Origin of the sequence: Avibacterium volantium (assembly GCF_900635775.1) — a bacterium.
In the GTDB taxonomy this organism is placed as follows: domain Bacteria; phylum Pseudomonadota; class Gammaproteobacteria; order Enterobacterales; family Pasteurellaceae; genus Avibacterium; species Avibacterium volantium.
Map to the genome: position 1 here is coordinate 118351 of NZ_LR134167.1, position 23021 is coordinate 141371.

A 23021-nucleotide genomic window follows, 5' to 3' on the forward strand; every position below is an offset into this window, starting at 1 on the left:
TATTGGTTTGAATGCCAAATGGCGTTGTGATACTGGCTCACTTCTTCGCAAAACCAATTTGGCGATACGTTTTACTGATGATTTGCTTAACACGTTGTTAAACGCTTGCTGAACATTAAGCAAAAACCTTTCAGCTTAAATAAAAAAAGAAAAGGTTACTGATTAAACATCAGTAACCTCACACATTATTTTCCTGTACAGACTTTCAACACTTGATCGCTACCTTCCGCGATATAGCCCTCATCTAAGGAACGCGGTTGCCCTTTTTGTAGATCTCGCATTGCATCATAAATGCCTTGCGTTGCACTTGGCTGGCTGATTTGCGACCAACAATTTGCACTTAAGCGATTGAAATTATTCTGTAATTCAGAAGCAAACACCACACCACTATAATAAGCATAAACTTGGCTATCCACGCCTCCGCCTTGGTATAATTTCGCTTTCACTTCTTCAATCGGCACTAAAATACGGTTGAGATACCAATCATTCACGCCACTAGCAAAAGAATTCACATCATAATCTTCATTTACACGCCCTGAATAGGTTTGCACCGTTGCCGCATACGCAGAAGCATAGGATTTTTTATCGATTTTCTCTTTATCCAAATCGATCACTTTTTTCTCATTGTCCATAAACGGCACATAAGAAGTCAAAGAAGAACACGCCACTAAAAAGGCACTTAACACTGAAATTGAAATAATTTTGAACATAACTTATCCGTTTTTTGTTAATCAGATTTTTCTTATTATACTGATTATAATTTGAATAAAAAGCCAAATTTCCGTGATTTTTTCACCGCACTTCGCTTTCTAAATCTGCCAGCTTATTAAAATTTTGGAACGCCTCTTTCTGATCGCGAAAATCTACCGCAATTGCGCCATTTTCTCGCATAAACTGCAACATTCGCCGCTCACCGCTGTGTAAATAAGCAGCGAGCTTTTCCGCCAATAAGGTGGAAACCAAACAAAATGTCGGGTGTTCACGCTCACCATCGGTGGCATAAGTGAGTAAAACTGACGAATTTTCCCCCGCACTTTGGCGATCTTGCAAAGATTTCAAAATGGGCTGCTGCAATTTTTCCAATAAATTCAACGGTAAAAAGGGGCAATCACAAGGCACAAACAGTACAAAATCACTCTCTGCCAATTTTAGCCCCGTTAAAATGCCACTCAACGGCCCTTGGAAATCCGCCAATTCATCGGCAAACACAGGCAACCCAAACTGCGCATAGCATTCTTGGTTGCGATTGGCATTCACCGCCACCTGCGCCACCTGATCTTTCAAGCGCTGATAGCAATGCCAAAATAACGGTACGCCCTGATAAAGTTGCAACCCCTTATCCACGCCCCCCATACGCCTTGCCCGCCCTCCAGCAAGAATCACCGCACTAATTTTCATCTGCCCTCGCTTTACTTTTTAGCCTATCAAATGGCCTCATTCTACTTGATAAATCCGCAAATAAAAAAGTGCGGTGGAAAAATTGTAAGTTTTCTACCGCACTTGTTAAAGCGCTTTTTTCCGCCAGCTTATTCCTTTCTCCCCCTAATTACAGTATTATTTAGCCCTTTATTATCCAAGGTAAGGAACTGTTATGAAATGTCATCGTCTAAATGAAGTGTTGGAACTGTTGCAACCTTATTGGTCGCAAGATCCTGATTTGAGCTTAACCCAGATTTTGCAGAAAATCGCTGATGAAGCGGGGTTTGATAAACCTGTGGCAGAATTAACGGACGAAGTGATTATCTATCATTTGAAAATGTATGGCACAGATAAGCACGAGCCGATCCCTGGTATTAAAAAAGATTATGAAGAAGATTTTAAAACCGCGTTGCTAAAAGCGCGTGGCATTATTGAATAAGGAAAGTTGTAATGAAAAAATTTCTTGTTGCCTTAGCATCATTATTTTTTGTGGCGAATGTACAAGCTGCGGATTTAACCGAAGGAAAACAATACATTGCGTTAAACACTGAACGCGCAGTTCAGCCTGAAGTGATTGAGTTTTTCTCTTTTTATTGCCCACATTGTTATGCCTTTGAAATGGATTATCACATTCCTGAGAAAGTGAAATCGGCATTACCTGAAGGAACAAAATTCAAGCAATATCACGTAAATTTCTTAGGTTTTCAATCAGAAAATCTCACTCGCGCTTGGGCATTAGCAATGGCCTTAGGCGTGGAAGAGAAAGTTAAAGCCCCATTATTTGAAGCGGCGCAAACTGCGGTGAAAAATCGTGATCAAAGTGCGCCAAGTTTAGATGCGATTCGTCAAATTTTTATTGATAGCGGGGTAAGTGCAGAACAATTTGATGGCGGTATTAACAGTTTTGCGGTAACGGGTTTGTACAATCAGCAAGTGCAAGCGGCTGAGCGTTTTGATGTACACGGTGTGCCAGATTTCTATGTGAACGGTAAATATCGTGTGAACCCTGAGGGCTTATCACACAGTGAAGCGGGTTTCATTCAAGATTATGTAGAAACCGTGAAAGCCTTGCTACAAAAGTAACAAATAAATTGCAAAAATAAGCAAAAATTGGTTTAATGCGTGCCGATTTTGAATTCGCAATATTGAGGATATTATGGCAGAAAGTTTTAGCGTAACGCGTCGCTTTTTTGACGATAAAAACTATCCCCGCGGTTTTGCTCGCCACGGTGATTATACAATCAAAGAATCCCAAGCTTTAGAGCAATATGGTCAAGCATTTAAAGCCTTAGATAGTGGTGAGCGTGCGCCTGTAACAGAAGAAGAAAAAGCCTTTGTGGCATTTTGTAAAGGCGAGCGTCAGCCAGAAACGTTCTTTGAAAAAACGTGGAATAAATACCGCACTTTAACCAGCACCACAAAACGTGTTTATACTTTATCTGGCGTGGTAGCGGATAACCTAGAAGAGATGAGCAACGCGGATTAATCTGCCTAGCAAGATCATAAGGCTTGAGCAATCAAGCCTTTTCTTTTTGTTGGCAACGAATAATGAGAACTATCAATGCAAGCCTTACCTATCGAAAAATATGATGAATTATTGGCAGAAAAACGCCAAAAATTAACCGCACTTTTAGCGCCCTTTAATGCGCCAGAATTGGCGGTATTTGATTCGCCAAAACAACATTATCGTATGCGTGCTGAATTTCGTGTTTGGCATCAAGATGATGATTTTTATCATATTATGTTTGACCGTCAAACGCGTAAGCCTTATCGCATTGATCATTTTCCGATTGCCAGCCAGCTTATCAATGAAATGATGCAAGCGCTTTTGCCGTTGCTCAAACAGCAAACCATTCTCAAGCATCGTTTATTCCAAATTGATTATCTCAGCACCCTGAGCAATAAAATTATCGTCAGCCTGCTTTATCACAAAGTGCTTGATGAACAATGGCAACAGGCGGCGGTAGCATTACGCCAAACCCTGCAACAACAAGGTTTTGACGTGCAGATCATCGGGCGTGCCTCTAAACAAAAAATTTGTTTAGATCAAGATTATGTGGACGAAATTCTGCCCGTAAACGGCAAAGAATATATTTATCGCCAAGTGGAAAACAGTTTCACGCAACCCAATGCGGTGGTAAATGGCAAAATGTTGCAATGGGCGATTGATTGCACCCAAAACAGCCAAGGGGATTTGCTCGAGCTTTATTGCGGCAACGGCAATTTTTCTATCGCGCTGGCACAGAACTTTCGTAACGTGCTGGCAACAGAAATCGCCAAGCCATCGGTTGCTGCCGCGCAATTTAATATCGCCGCGAACCATATTGATAATTTGCAGATTATCAGAATGTCGGCAGAAGAATTTACCCAAGCAATGAACGGCATGCGCGCCTTTAATCGTTTAAAAGGCATTGATTTGCAAGCTTATGATTGCAATACCATTTTTGTTGATCCGCCAAGGGCAGGGCTTGATCCTGACACGGTAAAATTGGTGCAACAATATGATCGCATTTTGTATATTTCCTGCAATCCGTACACTCTATGCGACAACTTGCAAACCCTGTGCCAAACCCACCGCATTGAGCGTGCGGCGCTGTTTGATCAGTTCCCTTATACTGAACATATGGAATCTGGTGTATGGTTGATCCGAAAATAGCCGTGCAACTGATTTGCGAAACAAAAAATTCGCAAAATTTCACCGCACTTTGTGAACAACAAGGTTTAATTCACCAGCCAGCCAGCCCGTTGGCCTTGGTGCAAACGGAACAAAACGGCATTGCGCGTTTAGAATTACGCAAATTAGACGAACCCAAATTAGGCGCCGTCTATGTAGATTTTGTCAGCGGTGCAATGGCGCATCGGCGCAAATTCGGCGGCGGACGTGGCGAAGCCATCGCCAAAGCCGTTGGCATCAAAAAAGATTATCTGCCTAGCGTCATTGATGCCACCGCAGGGCTAGGGCGTGATGCCTTTGTCCTTGCTGCTATTGGCTGCCAAGTGCGCTTAGTAGAACGCCACCCTGTGGTCTATTTATTGCTGCAAGACGGCTTGCAACGGGCTTATCAAGACGCAGAAATCGGTGCAATGATGCAGCAAAATATGCAGTTATTGCCCATAAAACAGATTGATGAACTTGCACAACAAGGCACGAAAGCAGATGTGGTGTACCTCGACCCGATGTATCCCCACAAAGCAAAAAGTGCCTTGGTAAAAAAAGAAATGCGCGTTTTTCAGCATTTAGTGGGCGCAGATGAAGACGCTGACCAACTGCTCGCCCCCGCCTTACAAATCGCGCAAAAACGTGTGGTGGTAAAACGCCCCGACTACGCCCAATTTCTCGCCGAAAAAGCCCCGCACTTTAGCCGCGAAACCAAAAATCATCGCTTTGATATTTATACTGTGATTTAGCCACGCAGCTTAATAAAGGGAATAAAAAAAGCAGATCAAAGGATCTGCTTTTTGCGTTCTTATACTTATTTTAATATAAGCTAAATGATTGGATATAAGGCAATTTTCCTGCTTTTAGCATTTTCTCAATGCCGCTGCGGTGATCTGTTGTGCCTAAACCTCGCAACTCAAAATTGATGCTAAAGCTATTGTCGTAAACCACTTCGTTTGCTTTTTGTCCGTCTTTACTGGTTACATAACGGCGTGCACCAACGCCTACCGACCAGCAACAAGTGTTGTATTTCACGCCAAGATATTGTTCAACTGGTTTTTTCAAAGCAAGATCTTGATAGTAATGTCCAACCACGGCCCATCTGTCGGCAATTTCCCACGCGGCCACTAAACCGAGCTGTTTAATATCTTGATTGTACGCATTTGCGCCCGTGAGATTTTGGTCAATATATTCCTGACTTGCATAGCGATAACTCAGCTGAATCAGATTATTGCCACTTGGGTTATATTCCAACACGGTATTGGCAAGGGAGGTTTGGTGTAAGCTGGTATCGTATTGATAGCTACCACGCCAATTCCATTTTGGACTAATACGCCAGTTGCTTTCTAATGACCAAGATGAGGTGGAGCGATCACTGCTATTGCTTGGATTATTATCAATGCGCGAATCGTTGAGATAATAAATTTGCCCTAAAGAGAGGTTAAAACGTTCGTTTCCTTCTTGATCGTAAAAACGTGTTGTTCCGCCTAAGGTGAACTGATTTGCCGAAGCGATACGGTCTAAGCCACTATAACGGCGATCACGGAATAAGGAAAAATAATCTTGCTGCAATAAAGCTGAATCATAACCAAAACCAAGATATTGGCTATTTAATTTTGAGCCGATATTGCTTTGATCTTTATAAGGACGATAAAGATACTGAATGTGCGGTTCAATGGTTTGCGTATAACCGTCAAACAAGGTTTCTTTGCTGGCAAGCAAGGTTTGAAAATCCACTTTCACTTGCGGCAACACGCGGGTTACAGAGCGTTCAATCTCTTCTGCATTTTGCCCTTTTCCTTTGGTTTGATTATAGTGCGTGGCGTAAAGTTTGGTTTCAATATTCAAACTGCCGTAACGGTTCGCAAGGGGAATATTAAGGCTTGGCTCAATGTGATAACGCCAAGCTTTTGGCATTAAGGCGCTGTCATTCTCAAAGCGAGAAATTTGTGAGAATAAACGGAAATCCATTAAACCGTTAGCAAGCCCATCACGATAATAATTAAAATCTAGCTGTGGAAAAACGCGGTAAGGCCCAATATCCACATCATCAAACACTTGGAATTGCTTCGCCGATAGGGAGAAATTGTAATTTGGCTGATAGTACGCGATGCGGAAATTTTGATCAGCATAACCGTCCGTGCTGCGTCCGTAAGCGGAGTCAAAATCTGAGAAATAACGCTTATCGCTGACTCTGGTGTAATCCACGTTTAAACGCCAATTTTGTAAGAAACTGGAACTGTGTCGCCAGTGAAATAAATGACGCGAACGGTTATCCCCTTGGTAATCATCAAGCCGATCACGGCCCAAATATTCGCCTGCAATTAACCCTTCGCCAAGCTGCGTGAGATAACGTGCTTCGCCATTAAATTGCCAGCCACGTTTTGACATATATTTTGGTGTTACGGTCATATCAAAATTGGGTGCAATGTTCCAATAAATAGGCTGTGCATACCAATAACCATCACGGCTAGAAGTTCCTACACTTGGAATGAGCAAGCCAGAGCGGCGGCGATCGCCAATTGGCAGTTGTAAATAAGGAGTATAGAAAATTGGCACGCCGTGAATTTTAAAGCGCGCATGCCACATTTCGGCATATTCTTCTTGGATATGCTGACGCATTTCAGAGGCTTCAATCGTCCAGCTATTATCATCAGGCAAGCAAGAGGTAAAGGTGGCGTTTTTCAATAAGCGATAATCATTGCGTAGCTCAACTTGCTGCGCTTTACCGCGTCCTTGACGGCCGACAAATTGGTAATCTGCGCCTTCTACATCAGCATCTTTATTATTCAGATTAACCTTGGCAGAATCACCTAACAGATTGATTAGATTATCTTTATAATCAAAACCATTCTTCGCATAGGCAAAGCGTTGCACATTTTGCCCTTCGCCTGTTTGAATCACTTCCGCCACTTGCGTTTTTAAATGGCGATTGCCTTGTTGAATATCCACGTCCCCTTCGTAACGTGCATTAACAGGCTGATTTAACTCCACGCGATCGGCTTCAATATAAACTGGCAATTCATTTGGATCGCCTTGCACCACTTCCCCTTGAAACTGTGGTACGCCAGCTAAACATTGCTGCTGCAAACTTGCCCAACTTGGCGCGCCATAAAGTGCGGTCAAAATTGAGAAAGAAAGCATTGTGTAGTAATTTTTTTTCATTAATAACCCATTTTGTTTTCAGGTGTAGAAATTAACCCGATTATAAAGAAAAACCGCTCAAAAAGCATTTTATTTATGCTTACAAAAACAGGTGTTGAGATGATCATTCACCAAGCCCATTGATTGCATAAAGGCATAGCAGGTGGTTTCGCCCACAAAAACAAAACCTTTTTTCTTCAAGGCTTTTGACAGTTGTTTTGAAGTGTCTGTTTTGGCAGGAATGACAGATAAATCCGGCACATCATTCATTTGTGGTTGATGATTCACAAACGCCCAAATAAAATCGCTAAAATTTTCACCGCACTTTTCCATCGCTAAATAGGCTTTGGCGTTTTTCACAATAGCTTCTAATTTTGCACGATGACGAATTAATCCCGCATTTTGCATTAACGCGTCAATATCTTGCTCGTTCATTTGAGCAATTTTGACGGGATCAAAATGATGAAAGGCTTGGCGATAATTTTCCCGCTTTTTTAATACCGTGATCCAAGAAAGCCCTGCTTGTTGCCCTTCTAGACAAATTTTCTCAAATAATTTCAAACTGTTATATTCTGGCTTGCCCCATTCATTATCGTGGTAATCTTGATAAATCGCTGAGCCTTCCGCCCAACTACAACGTGTTTTCATTTTGTTTTCCTTATATTGTGATCCTGATCACAGATTTTATTTCTCTAAGGTTTTCTACCGCGCCAAATTTAATTTAGAATCTACCTATCAATACCAAAGCTAAAATAGCTATATGTGCATCGCTAAGATGTGATATTGTATGCGAACTTAACTAACAATCAAATGAGAGGTAACTATGACAACACAATTAGAAGCATTACGCGAAATGACCGTGGTTGTGGCAGATACAGGGGATATTGAAGCCATTAAAACCTACCAACCACAAGACGCCACCACCAACCCATCACTCATTTTAAGCGCCTCTGCTTTGCCTCAATATGCACCATTAATTGATGAAGCCATTGCTTATGCCAAAAGCAAAAGTACCGATAAAGCACAGCAACTTATTGATGCAGAAGATAAATTAGCGGTAAACATCGGTTTAGAAATTCTTAAAATTGTCCCAGGACGCATTTCTACCGAAGTGGACGCACGTCTTTCTTACGACACCCAAGCGACCGTTGAAAAAGCGCGTAAATTAATCGCACTTTATAATGAAGCAGGTGTATCTAATGATCGTATTTTAATTAAAATCGCCTCTACTTGGCAGGGTATCCGTGCAGCAGAAATCCTTGAAAAAGAAGGTATTAACTGTAACCTAACCCTGTTATTCTCTGAGGCTCAAGCGCGTGCTTGCGCAGAGGCTGGCGTGTATTTAATTTCCCCATTTGTGGGGCGTATTCTTGATTGGTACAAAGCTAATAGCGACAAAAAAGACTACGCACCAGCAGAAGATCCAGGTGTAATTTCAGTGACGAAAATTTACAACTATTACAAACAACACGGCTATCAAACCGTGGTAATGGGCGCAAGTTTCCGTAACGTAGGCGAAATTACTGAGCTGGCTGGTTGCGACCGTTTAACCATCGCCCCTGCATTATTAAAAGAATTGCAAGAAAATAACACCGCACTTGTGCGTAAATTAGACTACACGGGTGAAGTGAAAGCCAAGCCACAACCGCTTACTGAAAGCGAGTTCTATTGGCAGCACAACAGCGATCCAATGGCTGTCGAAAAACTGGCTGAAGGTATCCGCAAATTCGCCATCGACCAAGAGAAATTAGAAGCGATGCTATTGGCGAAGTTCTAATCGAAATCTGATAAAACAAAGCCCCAAAAATCAATGGGGCTTTTGCTATGCGTGCAAATTCTGCCAAAAATCCAACCGCACTTTTAATTCTTGTAATGGTACAAAGCGGGCGAAGCGCTCCACTTCTTTTTGTTCATAGAAAATAAGTACCACTGGGGCGGTAAGTGCGTGGAAATAACTCGCCATTTCAGGAATATCCGCAATATTTGCTTGCATTGCAGAAAGTGTTGGATAAGTCGGCAAAAGTGCTTCAAGCTGCTGCGCTACGGCAGTACACACGCCACAGTTTGGCGCTTTGATAAGCAACAAAGCAAAAGGATTTTCATTAATATGTTGTTCAATTTCCTTTAATGTCGTTGCGATTTTCATTGTTTCAACCTAATGAAAGTAGTTTCTTAAAAAAGTTTCCTCACAATAAAGTGCGGTGCAAATTTTAGGAATTTTTTCTTTATCCTTCCATATAACTTTTTAGCGCCTCGCCTTGTAATCCGGCATTAAGGGCGATCAACAATTTTAAGCGTGCTTTTGGCGCATTGAGTTCTTTCACAAACATCACGCCTTGCTCTTGCAAACTTGCACCACCGCCGTCATAACCATAAACAGGCTCTGCGATGCCGTTAAAACAACGAGAAACCAAGGCAACGGGAATGTTGTGTGCAAGCAGCCGTTGTAATCCTCTTTCCGCTTGCGGTGGAATATTTCCTGCGCCAAGTGCTTCAATAATCAGGCCGTCTAACTGTTGCAGATCTAATTGATCAAGCAACCAACTGTCCATTCCAGCATAAGCTTTGATGATTTGCACATTGCCACTCACCGTTTCTAAGTCAAAACGCACACGCGGCTCGGCAGTTTTGAAAAACAGAATGTCTTTTTTCATAATCACGCCCAAAGGCCCGTGTGTTGGCGTTTGGAAGGTGGAAACGTTGGTGGTATGAGTTTTGGTCACATACTTCGCAGCGTGAATTTCATCATTCATCACCACTAACACGCCTTTATCGGCACTTTTCTCAAAACTTGCCACGCGCAAGGCAGAAAGGTAATTATAAATGCCATCACTGCCAAGTTCATTATTGGAACGCATTGCGCCCGTGATCACAATCGGCATTTTCGGCAGCTGCATTGTATCTAGAAAATAGGCGGTTTCTTCCAGCGTATCCGTACCGTGCGTAATCACGACACCATCATAATTTGCTCCGTCTTGTTTAATTTTCTGGCTCAACGCCAACATATGCTCAAGGCGAATATGCGGACTAGGAAGATTGAGAAAATCCACCGATTCCACTTCAACATTATGCAAATCAAACCCGACTTTGGTCATAGGATTAGTGGCATTTGGCGCCACTTTCCCTTGACTGTCCGCGTGCATTGAAATTGTTCCACCCGTGTGGAGAACAAGGAGTTTTTTCATTATTTTTCGTTCTTCTATTCTGTTTTAATTGCGTTATTTTAGCATAGCTATTCACAAAAAATTTGTTACAAGCCTTCAATCACACTAAAGTGCGGTAGAAATTTTCATTATTTTTAGTTAATCAGCCAAGCACTGCGAAGTTTAGTCAGAGTAGGAGGAGAGGTTAAACCTGTTAAAAGTCTTTTCTGAAGCTGGAACTTCTGTTTTACCGCCTTGTCCATATTTCAAACAAAGAAATATTTTTTATACAAGGAGTTCATTATGCGCAGACACAAATTAACCGAGAACGATGTTACGCCGGAAGAAATTTTCTATCATCGACGCAAACTGATTGCTGGACTTGGCGCGATAGGTGGAATGTCTCTATTACCGCAAATTTCACAAGCAGATCCTATGCCTCAAGAGAATTTACTTCTCTTCAAAAAAGACAGCTTAAACACCGCATTATCCTTAACGCCAGAAGATAAAGTAACTGGTTATAATAACTTCTATGAATTTGGCATAGACAAGGGCTCTCCCGCTCAATATGCACACACATTAAAAACCGCTCCTTGGCAAGTAGAAATTTCTGGTGAAGTTGAAAAACCATTAATCTTGGATTTACAGGATCTTTATACACGTTATCCCTTGCAAGAAAGAATTTATCGTTTCCGTTGTGTAGAGGCGTGGGCAATGGTTATTCCTTGGATTGGTTTTGAATTAAATGCTCTCTTACGCGAAGTTAGACCAACCAGTCGAGCGAAATATGTTGAGTTTGAAACGCTCTATGATCCAGAGCAAATGCCGGGGCAAAAAAATTTCTTCTGGGGAGGTGGAATTAATTACCCTTATCGGGAAGGTTTAACGATTGCTGAAGCAATGCACCCACTCACGCTGCTCTCCGTTGGACTTTATGGCAAAAAGCTAACGCCTCAAAATGGTGCTCCAATACGTCTAGTCGTTCCTTGGAAATATGGATTTAAAAGCATAAAGTCGATTGTAAAAATTCGTTTAACCGAAACTCGTCCGCTCAATACTTGGCAACAACTTGCGCCGCATGAATATGGCTTTTATGCCAACGTGAACCCAAATGTGCCTCACCCTCGATGGTCACAAGCCAGTGAACGTGTTATTGGTGCAGGCGGATTATTCAATGTGAAGCGACAACCCACCTTGCTGTTTAATGGTTATGATGAAGTTGCCTCACTGTACCAAGGATTAGATTTAACGGTTAATTACTAATGAAATCAGCACGTTTCTTACTGCATTTTACTGCTGGCGCCCCTTTTATATGGCTAGGTCATGAACTCATTATCAACCAAGGACAATATTTTGGGGCCGATCCGATTAAAGAATTAATTCACTTTTTAGGATGGATGGCACTTAGCCTATTTCTAGGTGTTTTTCTCTTCAGAGAGGCGATAGGGCTATTCAAATGGCATAAATTAAAAACCTATCACCCTATTTTAGGGCTATGGGCAATGGTATGGGCGAGTTTACATATTATTGCCTATTTTTATCTTGAATTAGGCTTAGACACTTCTCTATTTATTGAAGAGTTAATCTTACGCCCTTATCTTCTATTCGGTGCATTAGCTTTTTTAATCTTCATTTTTACTTCGGTGATCATGCTGCCAGCTATAAAACGTTATTTACAAAGAACTGTTTTTCCCTTACATCAACTCAGTTATATCGCCCTATTTTTTGCCTCCGTGCATTATGTTTGGTCATCAAAAAGTTTTCAATTAGGGGCATGGATTTACTTGCTTACAGCAATCCTGCTTCTGATATTGAAAGTGTGGAAATATTTAAAAAGCCATAAACGTTGAATAAATCATAATGCAACAAAAAAGCCAATGGCATACACCATTGGCTATTGTTTTATTTAAAGCGATAACTAATAAATTAGATTACTGCTTTTTCTACAACGCGAACTAAAGTCCAAGACTTAGTTTTTGAAATTGGGCGACATTCGCGAACTTCTACTACATCACCTAATTTCGCTTCGTTGTTTTCATCGTGCACGTGTAATTTTGTTGTGCGGCGGATAAACTTACCATAAAGTGGGTGTTTCACTTTGCGTTCGATCGCAACTGTGAATGATTTATCCATTTTGTCGCTAATTACACGACCTTGCACGGTACGAATATTATCAGTCATTACTCACCCGCCTTCTCGGTTAATACAGTTTTCACTTGTGCAATACTGCGACGCACTTGTTTTAACTGATGGGTTTGTTGAAGCTGACCGGTGGCTGCTTGCATACGCAATTTGAATTGCTCACCTAACAAGTTAACCAATTCAGCATTCAGCTCTTCAACAGTTTTTGTACGTAGTTCTTGAGCTTTCATTACATCACCGTTTTAGTTACGAATGTGGTCTTGATTGGCAATTTCGCTGCTGCAAGTGCAAATGCGTTTCTTGCTAATTCTTCAGACACACCATCCATTTCATAAAGTACTTTACCCGGCTGGATTAAAGCTACCCAGTATTCAACGTTACCTTTACCTTTACCCATACGGACTTCTAATGGTTTTTCAGTAATTGGTTTATCTGGGAATACACGGATCCAGATTTTACCTTGACGTTTAATCGCACGAGTCATCGCACGACGTGCTGCCTCAATTTGGCGAGCGGTTAAACGACCACGACCAACTGCTTTCAAACCGAAGGTACCGAAGCTAACTTCTGTACCACCTGCAATTCCACGGTTACGACCTTTTTGGACTTTACGGAATTTTGTACGTTTTGGTTGCAACATTTAGCAATTCTCCTTACTTACGACCTTTACCACGTGGCTTTTTAGGCGTGGTAGGTTGTTGTTCTGGTTGTTGTTCAATTGCAGCCATTCCACCAAGAATCTCACCTTTGAAGATCCACACTTTAACGCCGATTACGCCGTATGTTGTGTGAGCTTCTGCAGTGTTATAATCGATGTCCGCACGCAGTGTATGTAATGGTACACGACCTTCACGATACCACTCTGAACGAGCAATCTCTGCACCACCTAAACGACCGCTTACTTCAACTTTGATACCTTTAGCACCTAAACGCATTGCGTTTTGTACTGCACGTTTCATTGCACGGCGGAACATTACACGGCGTTCAAGTTGTGAAGCGATGCTATCAGCAACTAATTTTGCATCTAATTCAGGTTTTTTCACTTCAGCGATGTTGATTTGTGCTGGAACACCTGCGATTGCCGCAACAGCGTTACGTAATTTTTCAACATCTTCGCCTTTTTTACCGATTACGATACCTGGACGAGCTGTGTGAATTGTTACACGAATACTTTTCGCTGGACGCTCAATAGTGATGCGTGAAACGGAAGCATTCGCTAATTCTTTATTTAAGAATTGACGCACTTTGAAATCACCATCTAAGTTAGATGCGAAATCTTGTGTATTCGCAAACCAAGTAGAGCTCCAAGGCTTAACAATACCTAGGCGAATACCATTTGGATGGACTTTTTGACCCATTGCTATTCCTCTACTAAATTAACGATCTGACACAACCACTGTGATGTGGCTTGTACGTTTTAAAATACGATCTGCACGACCTTTAGCACGTGGCATAACACGTTTCATACTAGGACCTTCATCTACGAAAATCTTAGTCACTTTAAGATCATCGATATCTGCACCATCATTATGCTCAGCATTAGCGATTGCAGACTCAAGCACTTTCTTAACTAGCGATGCCGCTTTTTTGTTAGTGAAAGTTAAAATTTCTAACGCTTGATCTACTTTTTTGCCACGGATTAAATCCGCAACTAAGCGAGCTTTTTGCGCTGAAGTGCGAGCGTAACGATGTTTAGCTATAGTTTCCATCTTTTACCCCTTACTTCTTAGCTTTCTTATCCGCAGCGTGTCCGCGGTAAGTACGAGTCGGTGCAAATTCACCGAGTTTATGACCAATCATTTCGTCCGATACATAAACTGGAACGTGCTGACGACCATTATGGACTGCGATGGTCAATCCGATCATTGAAGGAATGATCATTGAACGACGGGACCAAGTTTTAATTGGTTTTTTATCCCCGCTTTCCACCGCCTTCTCTACCTTCTTCAACAAGTGTAGGTCAAGGAAAGGACCTTTCTTGAGAGAACGTGGCATGGCTTATCCTCTTTAATTGATTAAAAAATTATTTACCACGACGACGTACAATGTATTTATCAGTACGTTTGTTATGGCGAGTTTTCTTACCTTTGGTTTGAACGCCCCAAGGAGTAACTGGGTGTTTACCGAAGTTACGACCTTCACCACCACCGTGAGGGTGATCAACAGGGTTCATTGCTGTACCACGAACTGTTGGGCGAACGCCTCTCCAGCGGTTAGCACCAGCTTTACCAAGAACGCGAAGCATATGCTCTGAATTGCCCACTTCACCGATGGTTGCAGAACATTCAGCTAATACTTTACGCATTTCACCTGAGCGAAGACGTAAAGTTACATAGTTACCTTCACGAGCAATAATTTGTACATAAGCACCAGCAGAACGTGCAAGTTGTCCGCCTTTACCTGGTTTTAATTCAACGTTATGTACAGTTGAACCAACAGGGATATTACGCATTGGTAATGAGTTACCAACTTTAATAGGTGCGTTTACGCCTGCTTGGATTTGATCGCCTGCGCTTAAACCTTTAGGTGCTAAGATATAACGGCGTTCACCATCTTTATAAAGCACTAAAGCAATATTTGCACTGCGATTTGGATCATATTCAAGACGCTCAACAACCGCTGGGATATCTAACTTGTTACGTTTGAAATCGATTAAACGGTAATGTTGTTTATGACCACCACCGATATGGCGAGTAGTAATACGTCCTAAATTATTACGACCACCAGTTTTAGATTTGCTATCTAATAATGGTGCGTAAGGTTTCCCTTTATGTAATTCAGGGTTTACGATTTTAACAACGTGACGACGACCAGCGGAGGTCGGCTTACATTTTACGATAGCCATTTATTTCTTTCTCCTCCGTAATTACTCTGCACCTTCAACGAAGTCAAGTGATTGACCTTCTTGAAGAGTTACATAAGCTTTTTTCCAGTCACTGCGATGTCCCATCTTCGTACCACGACGTTTAGTTTTACCTTTAACTACAACAGTACGAACAGAATCTACTTTCACTTCAAATAATTCTGCAACAGCTTTTGCAATCTCTGCTTTGTTGGCATCTAAAGCGACTTTGAAAACGATGGTGTTTGACTTCTCAGCGTTATTTGTTGCTTTCTCAGAGACGTGAGGTGCTTTTAACACTTTTAGCAAACGTTCTTGTTGAATCATGCTAACATCTCCTCAATTTGTTTCACTGCATCAACAGTTAAAACCACTTTATCAAAAGCGATTAAACTTACTGGATCAATACCTTGAACATCACGTACATCTACTTTGTATAAGTTACGTGCTGCTAAGAATAGATTCTCATCTAAGTTTGCAGTGATGATAAGAGCGTCAGTTAACGCCATATCTTTTAATTTTTGAACTAAGGCTTTAGTTTTTGGTGCATCGATTTCGAATTTTTCAACAACCACTAAACGATCTTGGCGAACAAGCTCAGATAGAATGCTTTTGATTGCACCACGGTACATTTTTTTGTTCACTTTTTGGCTGTGATCTTGTGGTTTTGCTGCGAAAGTTACACCACCTGAACGCCAAATTGGTGATTTCACATCACCAGCGCGAGCGCGACCTGTACCTTTTTGACGCCAAGGTTTTTTACCTGAACCAGACACTTCAGCACGAGTTTTTTGTGCGCGAGAACCTTGACGAGCACCTGCTGCATAAGCAACAACTACTTGGTGGATTAACGCTTCATTAAACTCACGTCCGAAGGTAGTTTCAGAAACAGTTAGTGCGTTTGCACCTACAACTTGTAATTCCATCTCTATCTCCTAGACTTATGCTTTAACTGCTGGTTTAACGATAACATCACTATTAGTTGCACCAGGTACAGAACCTTTAACTAATAATAAATTACGCTCAGCATCTACACGAACAACTTCAAGTGATTGAACGGTTACACGCTCAGCACCTAAGTGTCCAGCCATTTTTTTACCTTTAAACACACGACCTGGAGTTTGGTTTTGACCAATAGAACCAAGTACACGATGTGATAAAGAGTTACCGTGGCTTGCATCTTGAGTACGGAAATTCCAACGTTTAACACCACCTTGGAAACCTTTACCTTTAGATGTACCAGTAACATCAACTTTTTTAACATCTGCAAAGATGTCAACATTAATTTCTTGACCTAAAGTGAATTCTTCACCTTCAGTTGTACGAAATTCCCATAAACCGCGACCAGCTTCAACACCTGCTTTCACGAAATGGCCTGCTTCAGGCTTAGTTACACGGCTCGCTTTTTTAGAACCAGTAGTAACTTGAATTGCAGTATAGCCATCGTTTTCAAGAGTTTTAACTTGAGTTACACGGTTTGCTTGGATTTCGATAACAGTAACTGGTACAGACACACCATCTTCATTGAAGATACGAGTCATACCAACTTTACGACCGACTAAACCAATCATTGTCATAACCTCTTAATTAACCTAGGCTGATCTGCACGTCAACGCCGGCAGCCAAATCTAAACGCATTAATGCATCAACAGTTTTTTCTGTTGGTTCTACGATATCTACTAAACGTTTGTGTGTACGAATTTCGTATTGGTCACGAGCGTCTTTATTAACGTGTGGAGAAATCAACACGGTAAAACGTTCTTTACGCGTTGGTAAAGGAATTGGACCACGAACTTGTGCGCCAGTACGTTTAGCTGTTTCTACGATCTCCGCTGTAGATTGATCGATCAAACGATGATCAAAGGCTTTTAAGCGGATACGGATTCTTTGGTTCTGCATTAGACCAGAGCTCCAATAATTTTTAGCTAAAATAAAACTGACACCATCACCTTTCATAAACTTCATTGAAAGGGAAGTGCAGTAACCTAATATTATAGTCCCCCAATCGGGAACATTTTATGTATTACAAAATCTGTAACACGCCTTTAATAAATGATTACATCAAAGGGCTTTCTAAGAAAGCTTGTCGATTATACTTAGCTCAGCTAGGAATTGCAACCAATTTCTCAGCAAAATCTGAAATTTAGTATTCCCACTCCTCTGGATTAATCCCCAACTCACGCATCACTTCTTTCGCCTGTTCTGGAATTTCATCGTGGCGTTCTTTTAGCAAATCAAAGTCTGTCGGCAATGGCTGCCCTGTAAATGCGTGTAAAAACGCTTCACAAAGTAACTCGCTATTTGTTGCGTGGCGTAAGTTTTTTAATTGGCGTCGTGTACGCTCATTAGTGAGTATTTCCAATACTTTAATTGGAATAGATACCGTAATCTTCTTTACTTGCTCACTCTTCTTACCGTGCTCTGCATAAGGGCTAATATATTTACCGTCCCAATTTGCCATAATGCCACCTTAAATCTCCACAAAAATTGTGCTTATTCTAAAGAAAAATCGCCGAAATAACAATCTAGACATTAAGACTGCTAGACAGCCAGATGAAACTCTTGAAAAAATCCACAAAAAAAACACCGCACTTCAGTTTTACGCAAATCATAAGTGCGGTGTAAATTTTCGTAGTTTTTATACGATTAAGCTTTTGGCCCTGCAGCGATTAAGGCTTTACCTTCTTCATTAGTCGCATATTTTTCAAAGTTTTTCACAAAGCGGTTTGCTAAGTCTTCCGCTTTGGCTTGCCATTGTGCCTTGTCTGCATAAGTATCACGCGGATCTAAAATTGCAGGATCAACCCCTGGCAAAGCTTTTGGAATGGCTAAGTTGAAGATTGGTAATTCAGACATTTCAGCTTTATCAATTGATCCATCTAAGATCGCATCAATAATGCCACGAGTATCTTTAATTGAGATACGTTTGCCTGTGCCGTTCCAACCTGTGTTCACAAGGTAGGCTTCTGCACCCGCGGCTTCCATACGTTTCACTAACACTTCTGCGTATTGTGTTGGGTGAAGTGATAAGAATGCGGCACCAAAACAGGCTGAGAAGGTTGGCGTTGGTTCAGTAATACCACGCTCTGTTCCCGCTAATTTTGCGGTGAAACCAGATAAGAAGTAGTATTTCGTTTGCTCTGGCGTTAATTTTGCCACTGGCGGTAACACACCGAACGCATCAGCAGTTAAGAAGATCACTTTTTTCGCGTGGCCTGCTTTAGAAACTGGTTTTACAATGTTTTCAATGTGATAGATTGGGTAAGAAACACGAGTATTTTCGGTTTTTGACCCGTCATCATAATCCACTGAACCATCTGCACGCACCACCACGTTTTCTAACAAGGCATCGCGTTTAATCGCACGATAAATATCTGGCTCACTTTCTTCAGAAAGTTTAATGGTTTTCGCATAGCAACCACCTTCGTAGTTGAATACACCGTCATCGTCCCAACCGTGTTCATCATCACCAATTAATTGGCGTTTTGGATCCGTTGAAAGGGTAGTTTTACCAGTACCAGATAAACCGAAGAACACTGCAACATCGCCATCTTCACCCACGTTCGCAGAACAGTGCATTGATGCAATGCCTTTAAGCGGAAGGAAATAGTTCATCATTGAGAACATACCTTTTTTCATTTCACCGCCGTACCAAGTACCACCGATTAATTGAATACCTTCTGTGATGTTAAACGCCACAAAGTTTTCAGAATTTAAGCCTTGTTCTTTCCAATTTGGATTGGTCACTTTTGAACCGTTCATTACCACAAAATCAGGCTTGAAGTTTTCTAATTCTGCCGCGGACGGACGAATAAACATATTGGTTACAAAGTGCGCTTGCCACGCCACTTCTGTAATAATACGCACGGCTAAGCGAGTATCTGGGTTCGCACCACAGAATGCGTCCACCACAAATAGACGTTTGCCTGAAAGCTGTTTAGTCACTAACTCTTTTAAACTTTGCCAAGTGGCTTGGTTCATAGGCTTGTTATCGTTTTTCGCCGCATCGCTTGTCCACCACACGGTGTCTTTGGTTTTCTCATCTAATACGATGTATTTATCTTTCGGTGAACGACCTGTGAAAATCCCTGTATCCACCGCAACAGCACCAGATTGGGTAACCGTTCCTTTCTCAAAGCCTTCTAAACCTTCCTTAGTTTCTTCCTCGAAAAGCTGCTCATAACTTGGGTTATACACCACATCTTTTACATCATAAATACCCAAGTTACCCAATTCTGCCACTAGTTTTTTTACATCAGTCATAAGATATACCTCAATTAAGTTAATATTAAAAAAGATAGGGGTATTCTATGTGAAGTACGAAAAAAAAAATGTTAGGTAGATCTCAAAATCAGAAAAAAACTTATCCATCACTAAAAATAGTTAGTATTTATGATTTTAATCAACAAAAAATGATACTCTCTTAAAATAGAACAATTTTTATAGCATTCCTAAGTGGGTAATTAGGAACAAAGAAGACTAAGGAATGATAGTATGCTCAATTACACTATATACGACTCTCATAATAAACATAACCTATCCATTAATCACTAGTCATACGTATTGATACAAGAAAATCAACTAGGGAAATGCAATAATCTGAGCGCAGTATCAAAAAGCTCCCGAAGTGGATTTTTTTCAATCAAGTCTGTATATACCAACGCCAATGGCGTATCAATCAGTGCTTTCCTCTGTTCAATCTCTACCTGTATTGTTGAAAAATCAGGATCGTAGGCTGTAATCGCACGGTAAATAAACGCTTCTTTTCGTAAATCCTCTAACGTATAATTTTTCCTATTTAAAAGCTGCTGTCCAACTACCTGCCAATAAAGATCCTTATCAGGATTTTTTGCATTATCTCTTGCCATGCTCAACGCGCCACATAATGTTTTTGATAATAACTGTGGCAAAGATCGAATAGGATAATGCGCCAGCATCAGCATAGCATCACTTAAAATTTCTGCGCCTGTTGTGTGGATAATATTTTCACGAAAGCGCTGCAAATGCTCGGGTAAAAACATCACACAAGGGTAATGGTGTTCTTGATAATTCTCAGTGTAAGTATAGTTTAAAAAATGGTTGCCCGCACTCATTGCTCCATTTAAGCCATTTTCACGAGAAAACACCACTTTGCTCATAAGAATCATGTCTAACCGCACTTCATCAAATGTTCTTAAAAAGTGCGGTTCAACATTAAGCGTATTGGGCAAATACGTCCGCCAAGGAATTAATCCAACATGCGTTGTTGGGATCTGGCCTAACTGTTGCTCAAAAGCCTGCCGGCTATTGCAAAACAAAAATTCATCGGCATCCAAACACATCGCAAAGTCGATATCAGGATCTTGCATTAAGCAATACTGCATTAAATCCGTTAGCACTCTGGCTTGTTTGTGCTGAACAAGGGGCGTTGAGTAAAGAAATATCGGCAATCCTTCACTTTTTAAATGCGCCAAAATAGCCGCGGTGCTATCGCTGCTATGATGATCAACAATATGCAACTCATCAAAAAATCTCAAATTATATCGAACAAAAGACTCGATAACATCTGATTCATTTTTAATGATTGCCAACGCAATAATTTTCATAGGCTATGCTAACAGTTGAATAATCGCATTGGCTTTATCATGCAGCTCATGGGATGCTGGATATAATTCTTGAAGACGCTTAGCTAATATACCTCGAATGTAAGGCTTATCTTTTTTAAAGACATCTTTGTAGTAAAAAATGTTCCTAAGTGTAATATCTAACAAAGCCGCATCACGGCAATTAAAAAACACAACCTTGCATGATTGATAACCCTTTTCAAAATCATTCACCCAATATGAATTAATCGACATTTCATAATCTAGCAAATAATCATAAACACTTTTATTAATAAATAACAAATCCGATATTGGATAAGATATTTTCTCAGCCATTAACCCCAAATGATAGCCTAAGCGAGATTTCCCTTGCCGACGCAAATGACGAATAGCATAATATAAACATTCTGCACGGTTTGGATTATAATCGTATCCCAGCAACCAATAATAAAGTGCTTTTTCGGAGTTATTCAACTTTTCATAACAGCTTCCGAGTCTTTCATAAGAAACAGTGACTTCTTCAACCCAGCCCCCATCTTCAATACGTTTTAAGTACCATTCTATAGCCTTTTCGTAATTTTCAACATCTCGATAACTATTCGCCAAATAAAATTTATAGCGACTATTATTTGGTTCATCTAATAAACCTTGTTCTAACAAACGAATATCACGTTCAAATTTATCTGCCTTAAACCCACCATCTTTGGCATCAAAAATAGTAATTGTGGATAACTTTTCTCTTTCTACACGAATATCACAATCTAAATATTCATGAGTGACGCCAACATATTTCCAATTTAAATCCCCTCTAATCAGATAAGGAACAGAATAATCAAACTCTCCAACATAGCTGATTAAATAAGCATCTTTTGATAATTCATCAATATTGAATTGGGGAGAAAATTGAATATTCTCATCCGCATCGCATAACAATAAATAATCTGCCTTCCCTTTTGCTAAACGCAAACTTTCTGAGCGATTAAAACCAAAATTAACCCATTCTTGTTGATGTAACTCACCTGGAATATCTTTGAGTGTTTCCAATATAATCTCTTTGGTATTGTCCTCTGATCCCGTATCAACGATTACCCAATAGTTAATTTTATCCTTCACATTATCAAGACAACGTTTAATGACTTTGGATTCATTACGTACAATCATAACTAAACAAAGTGATTTCATTATATTTCCTCACATATCTTAATTTTTCAAAATAGTTTCATATCCATCAGGCATAATAATAGCAATACTCATTGGCGGTTTTTTCTGCCGATGTAAAATAACAGCAACATTTCCTAGTTTAGCAAAATCTTGAAAGTCACCTTTTATTTGATAGTCTTTCAAATCAACGCCATCTTTAAACACTAAAAACGTGCTAATTTTAGTGCTTCTGATAGTATCCAACCCCACTTTATCCTTCTCTTCCACACTTTTGAGTTTATATTCTGGCTGTTTACGCTTTGAATATTGCTGAATGAGCTTCTCATCTTTACTCATCTCAAGAATTGATTTGATCTTAGCCGCTGCTTGTTCTCGCATTTTCACATCGTCTTCTGACTCCCGTGTTGTCGCCTCACTCTCCTTGTGGTTTTCATTTGCGACTTGACTTTGTGTTTCTGGCGCAATATTGGATTTAGTCATAACCACTTGGCCAATGTAGTTCCCATCTTTGAGATTAAGCTGCTTTTTCTCTAATACAAGTGTGATTTGATCATTAATACGCTCAAAAGACAGCACTGAATTTGGCAGTTGCTTGTTGATCGCTTGCATAAGATCAGCGAGAGAATGGGTTTTATCTTGCTGAATATTCACCACACGCAACGGATCGGCTTGATAAGTGTAATAAGGGATTTGCAGTTGCTGAGCCAAACTTTGTGCCAACCCACCTATCTCTCCCTTATAGCTCACCTCTAGCTTTGCGGCATAATAATCATCCAACGAATATGTTGATGCCAATGCTGATGAGCTAATCAACAGCATTAATCCACTTTTTAAAAGTATTGAACACTTATTCATGAGTACCTCCTTTTATCATTAATGTAAAAAGTGCGGTTGAAAAACTTTCTATTTTTCACCGCACTTTTCCTTTA

The 23021-nt window shown here is 40.6% G+C and carries 30 protein-coding genes; 8 read left to right on the forward strand and 22 right to left on the reverse strand.

The genetic code is table 11. The annotated features are described in order from the left end of the window. Positions 1 to 185: 185 nt before the first annotated feature. Positions 186 to 710 (reverse strand): hypothetical protein, encoded by a 525-nt coding sequence (locus tag ELZ61_RS00610; protein WP_103855911.1) that lies wholly within the window; start codon positions 708 to 710, stop codon positions 186 to 188. Between the two features lie 82 nt (positions 711 to 792). Then, entirely contained in the window at positions 793 to 1398 is a 606-nt protein-coding gene (gene mobA / locus ELZ61_RS00615) for a molybdenum cofactor guanylyltransferase MobA (RefSeq protein WP_126370716.1), read from the reverse strand. A gap of 193 nt (positions 1399 to 1591) precedes the next feature. Between mobA and ELZ61_RS00620 the strand changes: the two genes are divergently transcribed. From ELZ61_RS00620 to ELZ61_RS00640, 5 genes are all read left to right on the forward strand, one after another. After that, entirely contained in the window at positions 1592 to 1858 is a 267-nt protein-coding gene (locus ELZ61_RS00620) for a YihD family protein (RefSeq protein WP_103853621.1), read from the forward strand. Between the two features lie 11 nt (positions 1859 to 1869). Further along, positions 1870 to 2502: a thiol:disulfide interchange protein DsbA gene (gene dsbA, locus ELZ61_RS00625; RefSeq protein ID WP_103853620.1), complete on the forward strand. Its 633-nt coding sequence runs from the start codon at positions 1870 to 1872 to the stop codon at positions 2500 to 2502. 73 nt (positions 2503 to 2575) lie between these two features. After that, complete coding sequence (locus ELZ61_RS00630; protein WP_126370718.1) at positions 2576 to 2905, forward strand: MaoP family protein; 330 nt, start codon at positions 2576 to 2578, stop codon at positions 2903 to 2905. Between the two features lie 75 nt (positions 2906 to 2980). After that, positions 2981 to 4075: a tRNA (uridine(54)-C5)-methyltransferase TrmA gene (trmA, locus tag ELZ61_RS00635; protein WP_126370720.1), complete on the forward strand. Its 1095-nt coding sequence runs from the start codon at positions 2981 to 2983 to the stop codon at positions 4073 to 4075. After that, entirely contained in the window at positions 4057 to 4827 is a 771-nt protein-coding gene (locus ELZ61_RS00640) for a class I SAM-dependent methyltransferase (RefSeq protein ID WP_126370722.1), read from the forward strand. Before trmA ends, ELZ61_RS00640 begins: the two co-directional genes overlap by 19 nt. 70 nt (positions 4828 to 4897) lie before the next feature. Here the strand turns inward: ELZ61_RS00640 and lptD are convergent, their stop codons facing one another. Continuing rightward, positions 4898 to 7243 (reverse strand): LPS assembly protein LptD, encoded by a 2346-nt coding sequence (gene lptD, locus ELZ61_RS00645; RefSeq protein WP_126370724.1) that lies wholly within the window; start codon positions 7241 to 7243, stop codon positions 4898 to 4900. Positions 7244 to 7312: 69 nt separating this feature from the next. Next, positions 7313 to 7870: a DNA-3-methyladenine glycosylase I gene (locus ELZ61_RS00650; RefSeq protein ID WP_126370726.1), complete on the reverse strand. Its 558-nt coding sequence runs from the start codon at positions 7868 to 7870 to the stop codon at positions 7313 to 7315. A 175-nt stretch (positions 7871 to 8045) separates the two neighbouring features. Here ELZ61_RS00650 and tal point away from each other — a divergent pair, with 175 nt between their 5' ends. After that, on the forward strand, positions 8046 to 8999 hold the full coding sequence (gene tal, locus ELZ61_RS00655) for a transaldolase (RefSeq protein WP_126370728.1): 954 nt from the start codon (positions 8046 to 8048) through the stop codon (positions 8997 to 8999). 45 nt (positions 9000 to 9044) lie between these two features. Here the strand turns inward: tal and ELZ61_RS00660 are convergent, their stop codons facing one another. Further along, positions 9045 to 9368 carry a thioredoxin family protein gene (locus tag ELZ61_RS00660; protein WP_126370730.1) on the reverse strand — a complete coding sequence of 108 codons (324 nt, stop codon included), beginning with the start codon at positions 9366 to 9368 and terminating at the stop codon, positions 9045 to 9047. A 79-nt stretch (positions 9369 to 9447) separates the two neighbouring features. After that, positions 9448 to 10410 carry an asparaginase gene (locus tag ELZ61_RS00665; RefSeq protein ID WP_277870320.1) on the reverse strand — a complete coding sequence of 321 codons (963 nt, stop codon included), beginning with the start codon at positions 10408 to 10410 and terminating at the stop codon, positions 9448 to 9450. Between the two features lie 258 nt (positions 10411 to 10668). Between ELZ61_RS00665 and msrP the strand changes: the two genes are divergently transcribed. Together msrP and ELZ61_RS00675 are read left to right on the forward strand one after the other, a co-directional pair. After that, positions 10669 to 11628 (forward strand): protein-methionine-sulfoxide reductase catalytic subunit MsrP, encoded by a 960-nt coding sequence (msrP, locus tag ELZ61_RS00670; protein WP_126370735.1) that lies wholly within the window; start codon positions 10669 to 10671, stop codon positions 11626 to 11628. Beyond that, positions 11628 to 12215 carry a protein-methionine-sulfoxide reductase heme-binding subunit MsrQ gene (locus ELZ61_RS00675; RefSeq protein ID WP_103853560.1) on the forward strand — a complete coding sequence of 196 codons (588 nt, stop codon included), beginning with the start codon at positions 11628 to 11630 and terminating at the stop codon, positions 12213 to 12215. Before msrP ends, ELZ61_RS00675 begins: the two co-directional genes overlap by 1 nt. 76 nt (positions 12216 to 12291) lie before the next feature. Here the strand turns inward: ELZ61_RS00675 and rpsQ are convergent, their stop codons facing one another. The 16 genes from rpsQ to ELZ61_RS00755 all read right to left on the reverse strand — a co-directional run bounded on the left by rpsQ (position 12292) and on the right by ELZ61_RS00755 (position 22947). Further along, positions 12292 to 12546 carry a 30S ribosomal protein S17 gene (gene rpsQ, locus ELZ61_RS00680; protein ID WP_103853559.1) on the reverse strand — a complete coding sequence of 85 codons (255 nt, stop codon included), beginning with the start codon at positions 12544 to 12546 and terminating at the stop codon, positions 12292 to 12294. Beyond that, positions 12546 to 12737 carry a 50S ribosomal protein L29 gene (gene rpmC / locus ELZ61_RS00685; protein ID WP_017805230.1) on the reverse strand — a complete coding sequence of 64 codons (192 nt, stop codon included), beginning with the start codon at positions 12735 to 12737 and terminating at the stop codon, positions 12546 to 12548. Before rpmC ends, rpsQ begins: the two co-directional genes overlap by 1 nt. Further along, on the reverse strand, positions 12737 to 13147 hold the full coding sequence (gene rplP, locus ELZ61_RS00690) for a 50S ribosomal protein L16 (protein WP_103853558.1): 411 nt from the start codon (positions 13145 to 13147) through the stop codon (positions 12737 to 12739). Before rplP ends, rpmC begins: the two co-directional genes overlap by 1 nt. 13 nt (positions 13148 to 13160) lie before the next feature. Next, positions 13161 to 13865: a 30S ribosomal protein S3 gene (gene rpsC / locus ELZ61_RS00695; protein ID WP_103853557.1), complete on the reverse strand. Its 705-nt coding sequence runs from the start codon at positions 13863 to 13865 to the stop codon at positions 13161 to 13163. A gap of 18 nt (positions 13866 to 13883) precedes the next feature. Continuing rightward, positions 13884 to 14216, reverse strand: a complete 333-nt coding sequence (gene rplV, locus ELZ61_RS00700) for a 50S ribosomal protein L22 (protein WP_017805227.1) — start codon at positions 14214 to 14216, stop codon at positions 13884 to 13886. 10 nt (positions 14217 to 14226) lie between these two features. Beyond that, the gene (gene rpsS, locus ELZ61_RS00705) at positions 14227 to 14502 is read right to left on the reverse strand and encodes a 30S ribosomal protein S19 (RefSeq protein ID WP_005539416.1); all 276 of its coding nucleotides are present in this window, start codon (positions 14500 to 14502) and stop codon (positions 14227 to 14229) included. Positions 14503 to 14530: 28 nt separating this feature from the next. Continuing rightward, positions 14531 to 15352 (reverse strand): 50S ribosomal protein L2, encoded by an 822-nt coding sequence (rplB, locus tag ELZ61_RS00710; protein ID WP_103853556.1) that lies wholly within the window; start codon positions 15350 to 15352, stop codon positions 14531 to 14533. A 21-nt stretch (positions 15353 to 15373) separates the two neighbouring features. Continuing rightward, positions 15374 to 15676, reverse strand: coding sequence for a 50S ribosomal protein L23 (rplW, locus tag ELZ61_RS00715; protein ID WP_035687397.1), 303 nt, complete (start codon positions 15674 to 15676; stop codon positions 15374 to 15376). Then, complete coding sequence (gene rplD / locus ELZ61_RS00720; RefSeq protein ID WP_103853555.1) at positions 15673 to 16275, reverse strand: 50S ribosomal protein L4; 603 nt, start codon at positions 16273 to 16275, stop codon at positions 15673 to 15675. Before rplD ends, rplW begins: the two co-directional genes overlap by 4 nt. 15 nt (positions 16276 to 16290) lie before the next feature. Continuing rightward, the gene (gene rplC / locus ELZ61_RS00725; protein ID WP_035687403.1) at positions 16291 to 16920 is read right to left on the reverse strand and encodes a 50S ribosomal protein L3; all 630 of its coding nucleotides are present in this window, start codon (positions 16918 to 16920) and stop codon (positions 16291 to 16293) included. 16 nt (positions 16921 to 16936) lie between these two features. After that, positions 16937 to 17248: a 30S ribosomal protein S10 gene (gene rpsJ, locus ELZ61_RS00730; RefSeq protein ID WP_001181005.1), complete on the reverse strand. Its 312-nt coding sequence runs from the start codon at positions 17246 to 17248 to the stop codon at positions 16937 to 16939. Positions 17249 to 17492: 244 nt separating this feature from the next. Beyond that, on the reverse strand, positions 17493 to 17810 hold the full coding sequence (metJ, locus tag ELZ61_RS00735; protein WP_126370737.1) for a met regulon transcriptional regulator MetJ: 318 nt from the start codon (positions 17808 to 17810) through the stop codon (positions 17493 to 17495). 185 nt (positions 17811 to 17995) lie between these two features. Next, complete coding sequence (gene pckA, locus ELZ61_RS00740; protein WP_103855069.1) at positions 17996 to 19612, reverse strand: phosphoenolpyruvate carboxykinase (ATP); 1617 nt, start codon at positions 19610 to 19612, stop codon at positions 17996 to 17998. Between the two features lie 314 nt (positions 19613 to 19926). Next, positions 19927 to 20934: a glycosyltransferase family 2 protein gene (locus ELZ61_RS00745; RefSeq protein WP_126370740.1), complete on the reverse strand. Its 1008-nt coding sequence runs from the start codon at positions 20932 to 20934 to the stop codon at positions 19927 to 19929. A 3-nt stretch (positions 20935 to 20937) separates the two neighbouring features. Next, on the reverse strand, positions 20938 to 22113 hold the full coding sequence (locus ELZ61_RS00750) for a tetratricopeptide repeat-containing glycosyltransferase (protein WP_126370742.1): 1176 nt from the start codon (positions 22111 to 22113) through the stop codon (positions 20938 to 20940). A gap of 18 nt (positions 22114 to 22131) precedes the next feature. Then, positions 22132 to 22947 (reverse strand): hypothetical protein, encoded by an 816-nt coding sequence (locus tag ELZ61_RS00755; protein WP_126370744.1) that lies wholly within the window; start codon positions 22945 to 22947, stop codon positions 22132 to 22134. Positions 22948 to 23021 lie beyond the last annotated feature (74 nt).

Bases quoted from the DNA above. Each gene is read 5' to 3' on its own strand.
- ELZ61_RS00610 (WP_103855911.1), bottom strand. From the start codon at position 710: ATGTTCAAAATTATTTCAATTTCAGTGTTAAGTGCCTTTTTAGTGGCG.
- mobA (WP_126370716.1), bottom strand. From the start codon at position 1,398: ATGAAAATTAGTGCGGTGATTCTTGCTGGAGGGCGGGCAAGGCGTATG.
- ELZ61_RS00620 (WP_103853621.1), top strand. From the start codon at position 1,592: ATGAAATGTCATCGTCTAAATGAAGTGTTGGAACTGTTGCAACCTTAT.
- dsbA (WP_103853620.1), top strand. From the start codon at position 1,870: ATGAAAAAATTTCTTGTTGCCTTAGCATCATTATTTTTTGTGGCGAAT.
- ELZ61_RS00630 (WP_126370718.1), top strand. From the start codon at position 2,576: ATGGCAGAAAGTTTTAGCGTAACGCGTCGCTTTTTTGACGATAAAAAC.
- trmA (WP_126370720.1), top strand. From the start codon at position 2,981: ATGCAAGCCTTACCTATCGAAAAATATGATGAATTATTGGCAGAAAAA.
- ELZ61_RS00640 (WP_126370722.1), top strand. From the start codon at position 4,057: ATGGTTGATCCGAAAATAGCCGTGCAACTGATTTGCGAAACAAAAAAT.
- lptD (WP_126370724.1), bottom strand. From the start codon at position 7,243: ATGAAAAAAAATTACTACACAATGCTTTCTTTCTCAATTTTGACCGCA.
- ELZ61_RS00650 (WP_126370726.1), bottom strand. From the start codon at position 7,870: ATGAAAACACGTTGTAGTTGGGCGGAAGGCTCAGCGATTTATCAAGAT.
- tal (WP_126370728.1), top strand. From the start codon at position 8,046: ATGACAACACAATTAGAAGCATTACGCGAAATGACCGTGGTTGTGGCA.
- ELZ61_RS00660 (WP_126370730.1), bottom strand. From the start codon at position 9,368: ATGAAAATCGCAACGACATTAAAGGAAATTGAACAACATATTAATGAA.
- msrP (WP_126370735.1), top strand. From the start codon at position 10,669: ATGCGCAGACACAAATTAACCGAGAACGATGTTACGCCGGAAGAAATT.
- ELZ61_RS00675 (WP_103853560.1), top strand. From the start codon at position 11,628: ATGAAATCAGCACGTTTCTTACTGCATTTTACTGCTGGCGCCCCTTTT.
- rpsQ (WP_103853559.1), bottom strand. From the start codon at position 12,546: ATGACTGATAATATTCGTACCGTGCAAGGTCGTGTAATTAGCGACAAA.
- rpmC (WP_017805230.1), bottom strand. From the start codon at position 12,737: ATGAAAGCTCAAGAACTACGTACAAAAACTGTTGAAGAGCTGAATGCT.
- rplP (WP_103853558.1), bottom strand. From the start codon at position 13,147: ATGTTGCAACCAAAACGTACAAAATTCCGTAAAGTCCAAAAAGGTCGT.
- rpsC (WP_103853557.1), bottom strand. From the start codon at position 13,865: ATGGGTCAAAAAGTCCATCCAAATGGTATTCGCCTAGGTATTGTTAAG.
- rplV (WP_017805227.1), bottom strand. From the start codon at position 14,216: ATGGAAACTATAGCTAAACATCGTTACGCTCGCACTTCAGCGCAAAAA.
- rpsS (WP_005539416.1), bottom strand. From the start codon at position 14,502: ATGCCACGTTCTCTCAAGAAAGGTCCTTTCCTTGACCTACACTTGTTG.
- rplB (WP_103853556.1), bottom strand. From the start codon at position 15,352: ATGGCTATCGTAAAATGTAAGCCGACCTCCGCTGGTCGTCGTCACGTT.
- rplW (WP_035687397.1), bottom strand. From the start codon at position 15,676: ATGATTCAACAAGAACGTTTGCTAAAAGTGTTAAAAGCACCTCACGTC.
- rplD (WP_103853555.1), bottom strand. From the start codon at position 16,275: ATGGAATTACAAGTTGTAGGTGCAAACGCACTAACTGTTTCTGAAACT.
- rplC (WP_035687403.1), bottom strand. From the start codon at position 16,920: ATGATTGGTTTAGTCGGTCGTAAAGTTGGTATGACTCGTATCTTCAAT.
- rpsJ (WP_001181005.1), bottom strand. From the start codon at position 17,248: ATGCAGAACCAAAGAATCCGTATCCGCTTAAAAGCCTTTGATCATCGT.
- metJ (WP_126370737.1), bottom strand. From the start codon at position 17,810: ATGGCAAATTGGGACGGTAAATATATTAGCCCTTATGCAGAGCACGGT.
- pckA (WP_103855069.1), bottom strand. From the start codon at position 19,612: ATGACTGATGTAAAAAAACTAGTGGCAGAATTGGGTAACTTGGGTATT.
- ELZ61_RS00745 (WP_126370740.1), bottom strand. From the start codon at position 20,934: ATGAAAATTATTGCGTTGGCAATCATTAAAAATGAATCAGATGTTATC.
- ELZ61_RS00750 (WP_126370742.1), bottom strand. From the start codon at position 22,113: ATGAAATCACTTTGTTTAGTTATGATTGTACGTAATGAATCCAAAGTC.
- ELZ61_RS00755 (WP_126370744.1), bottom strand. From the start codon at position 22,947: ATGAATAAGTGTTCAATACTTTTAAAAAGTGGATTAATGCTGTTGATT.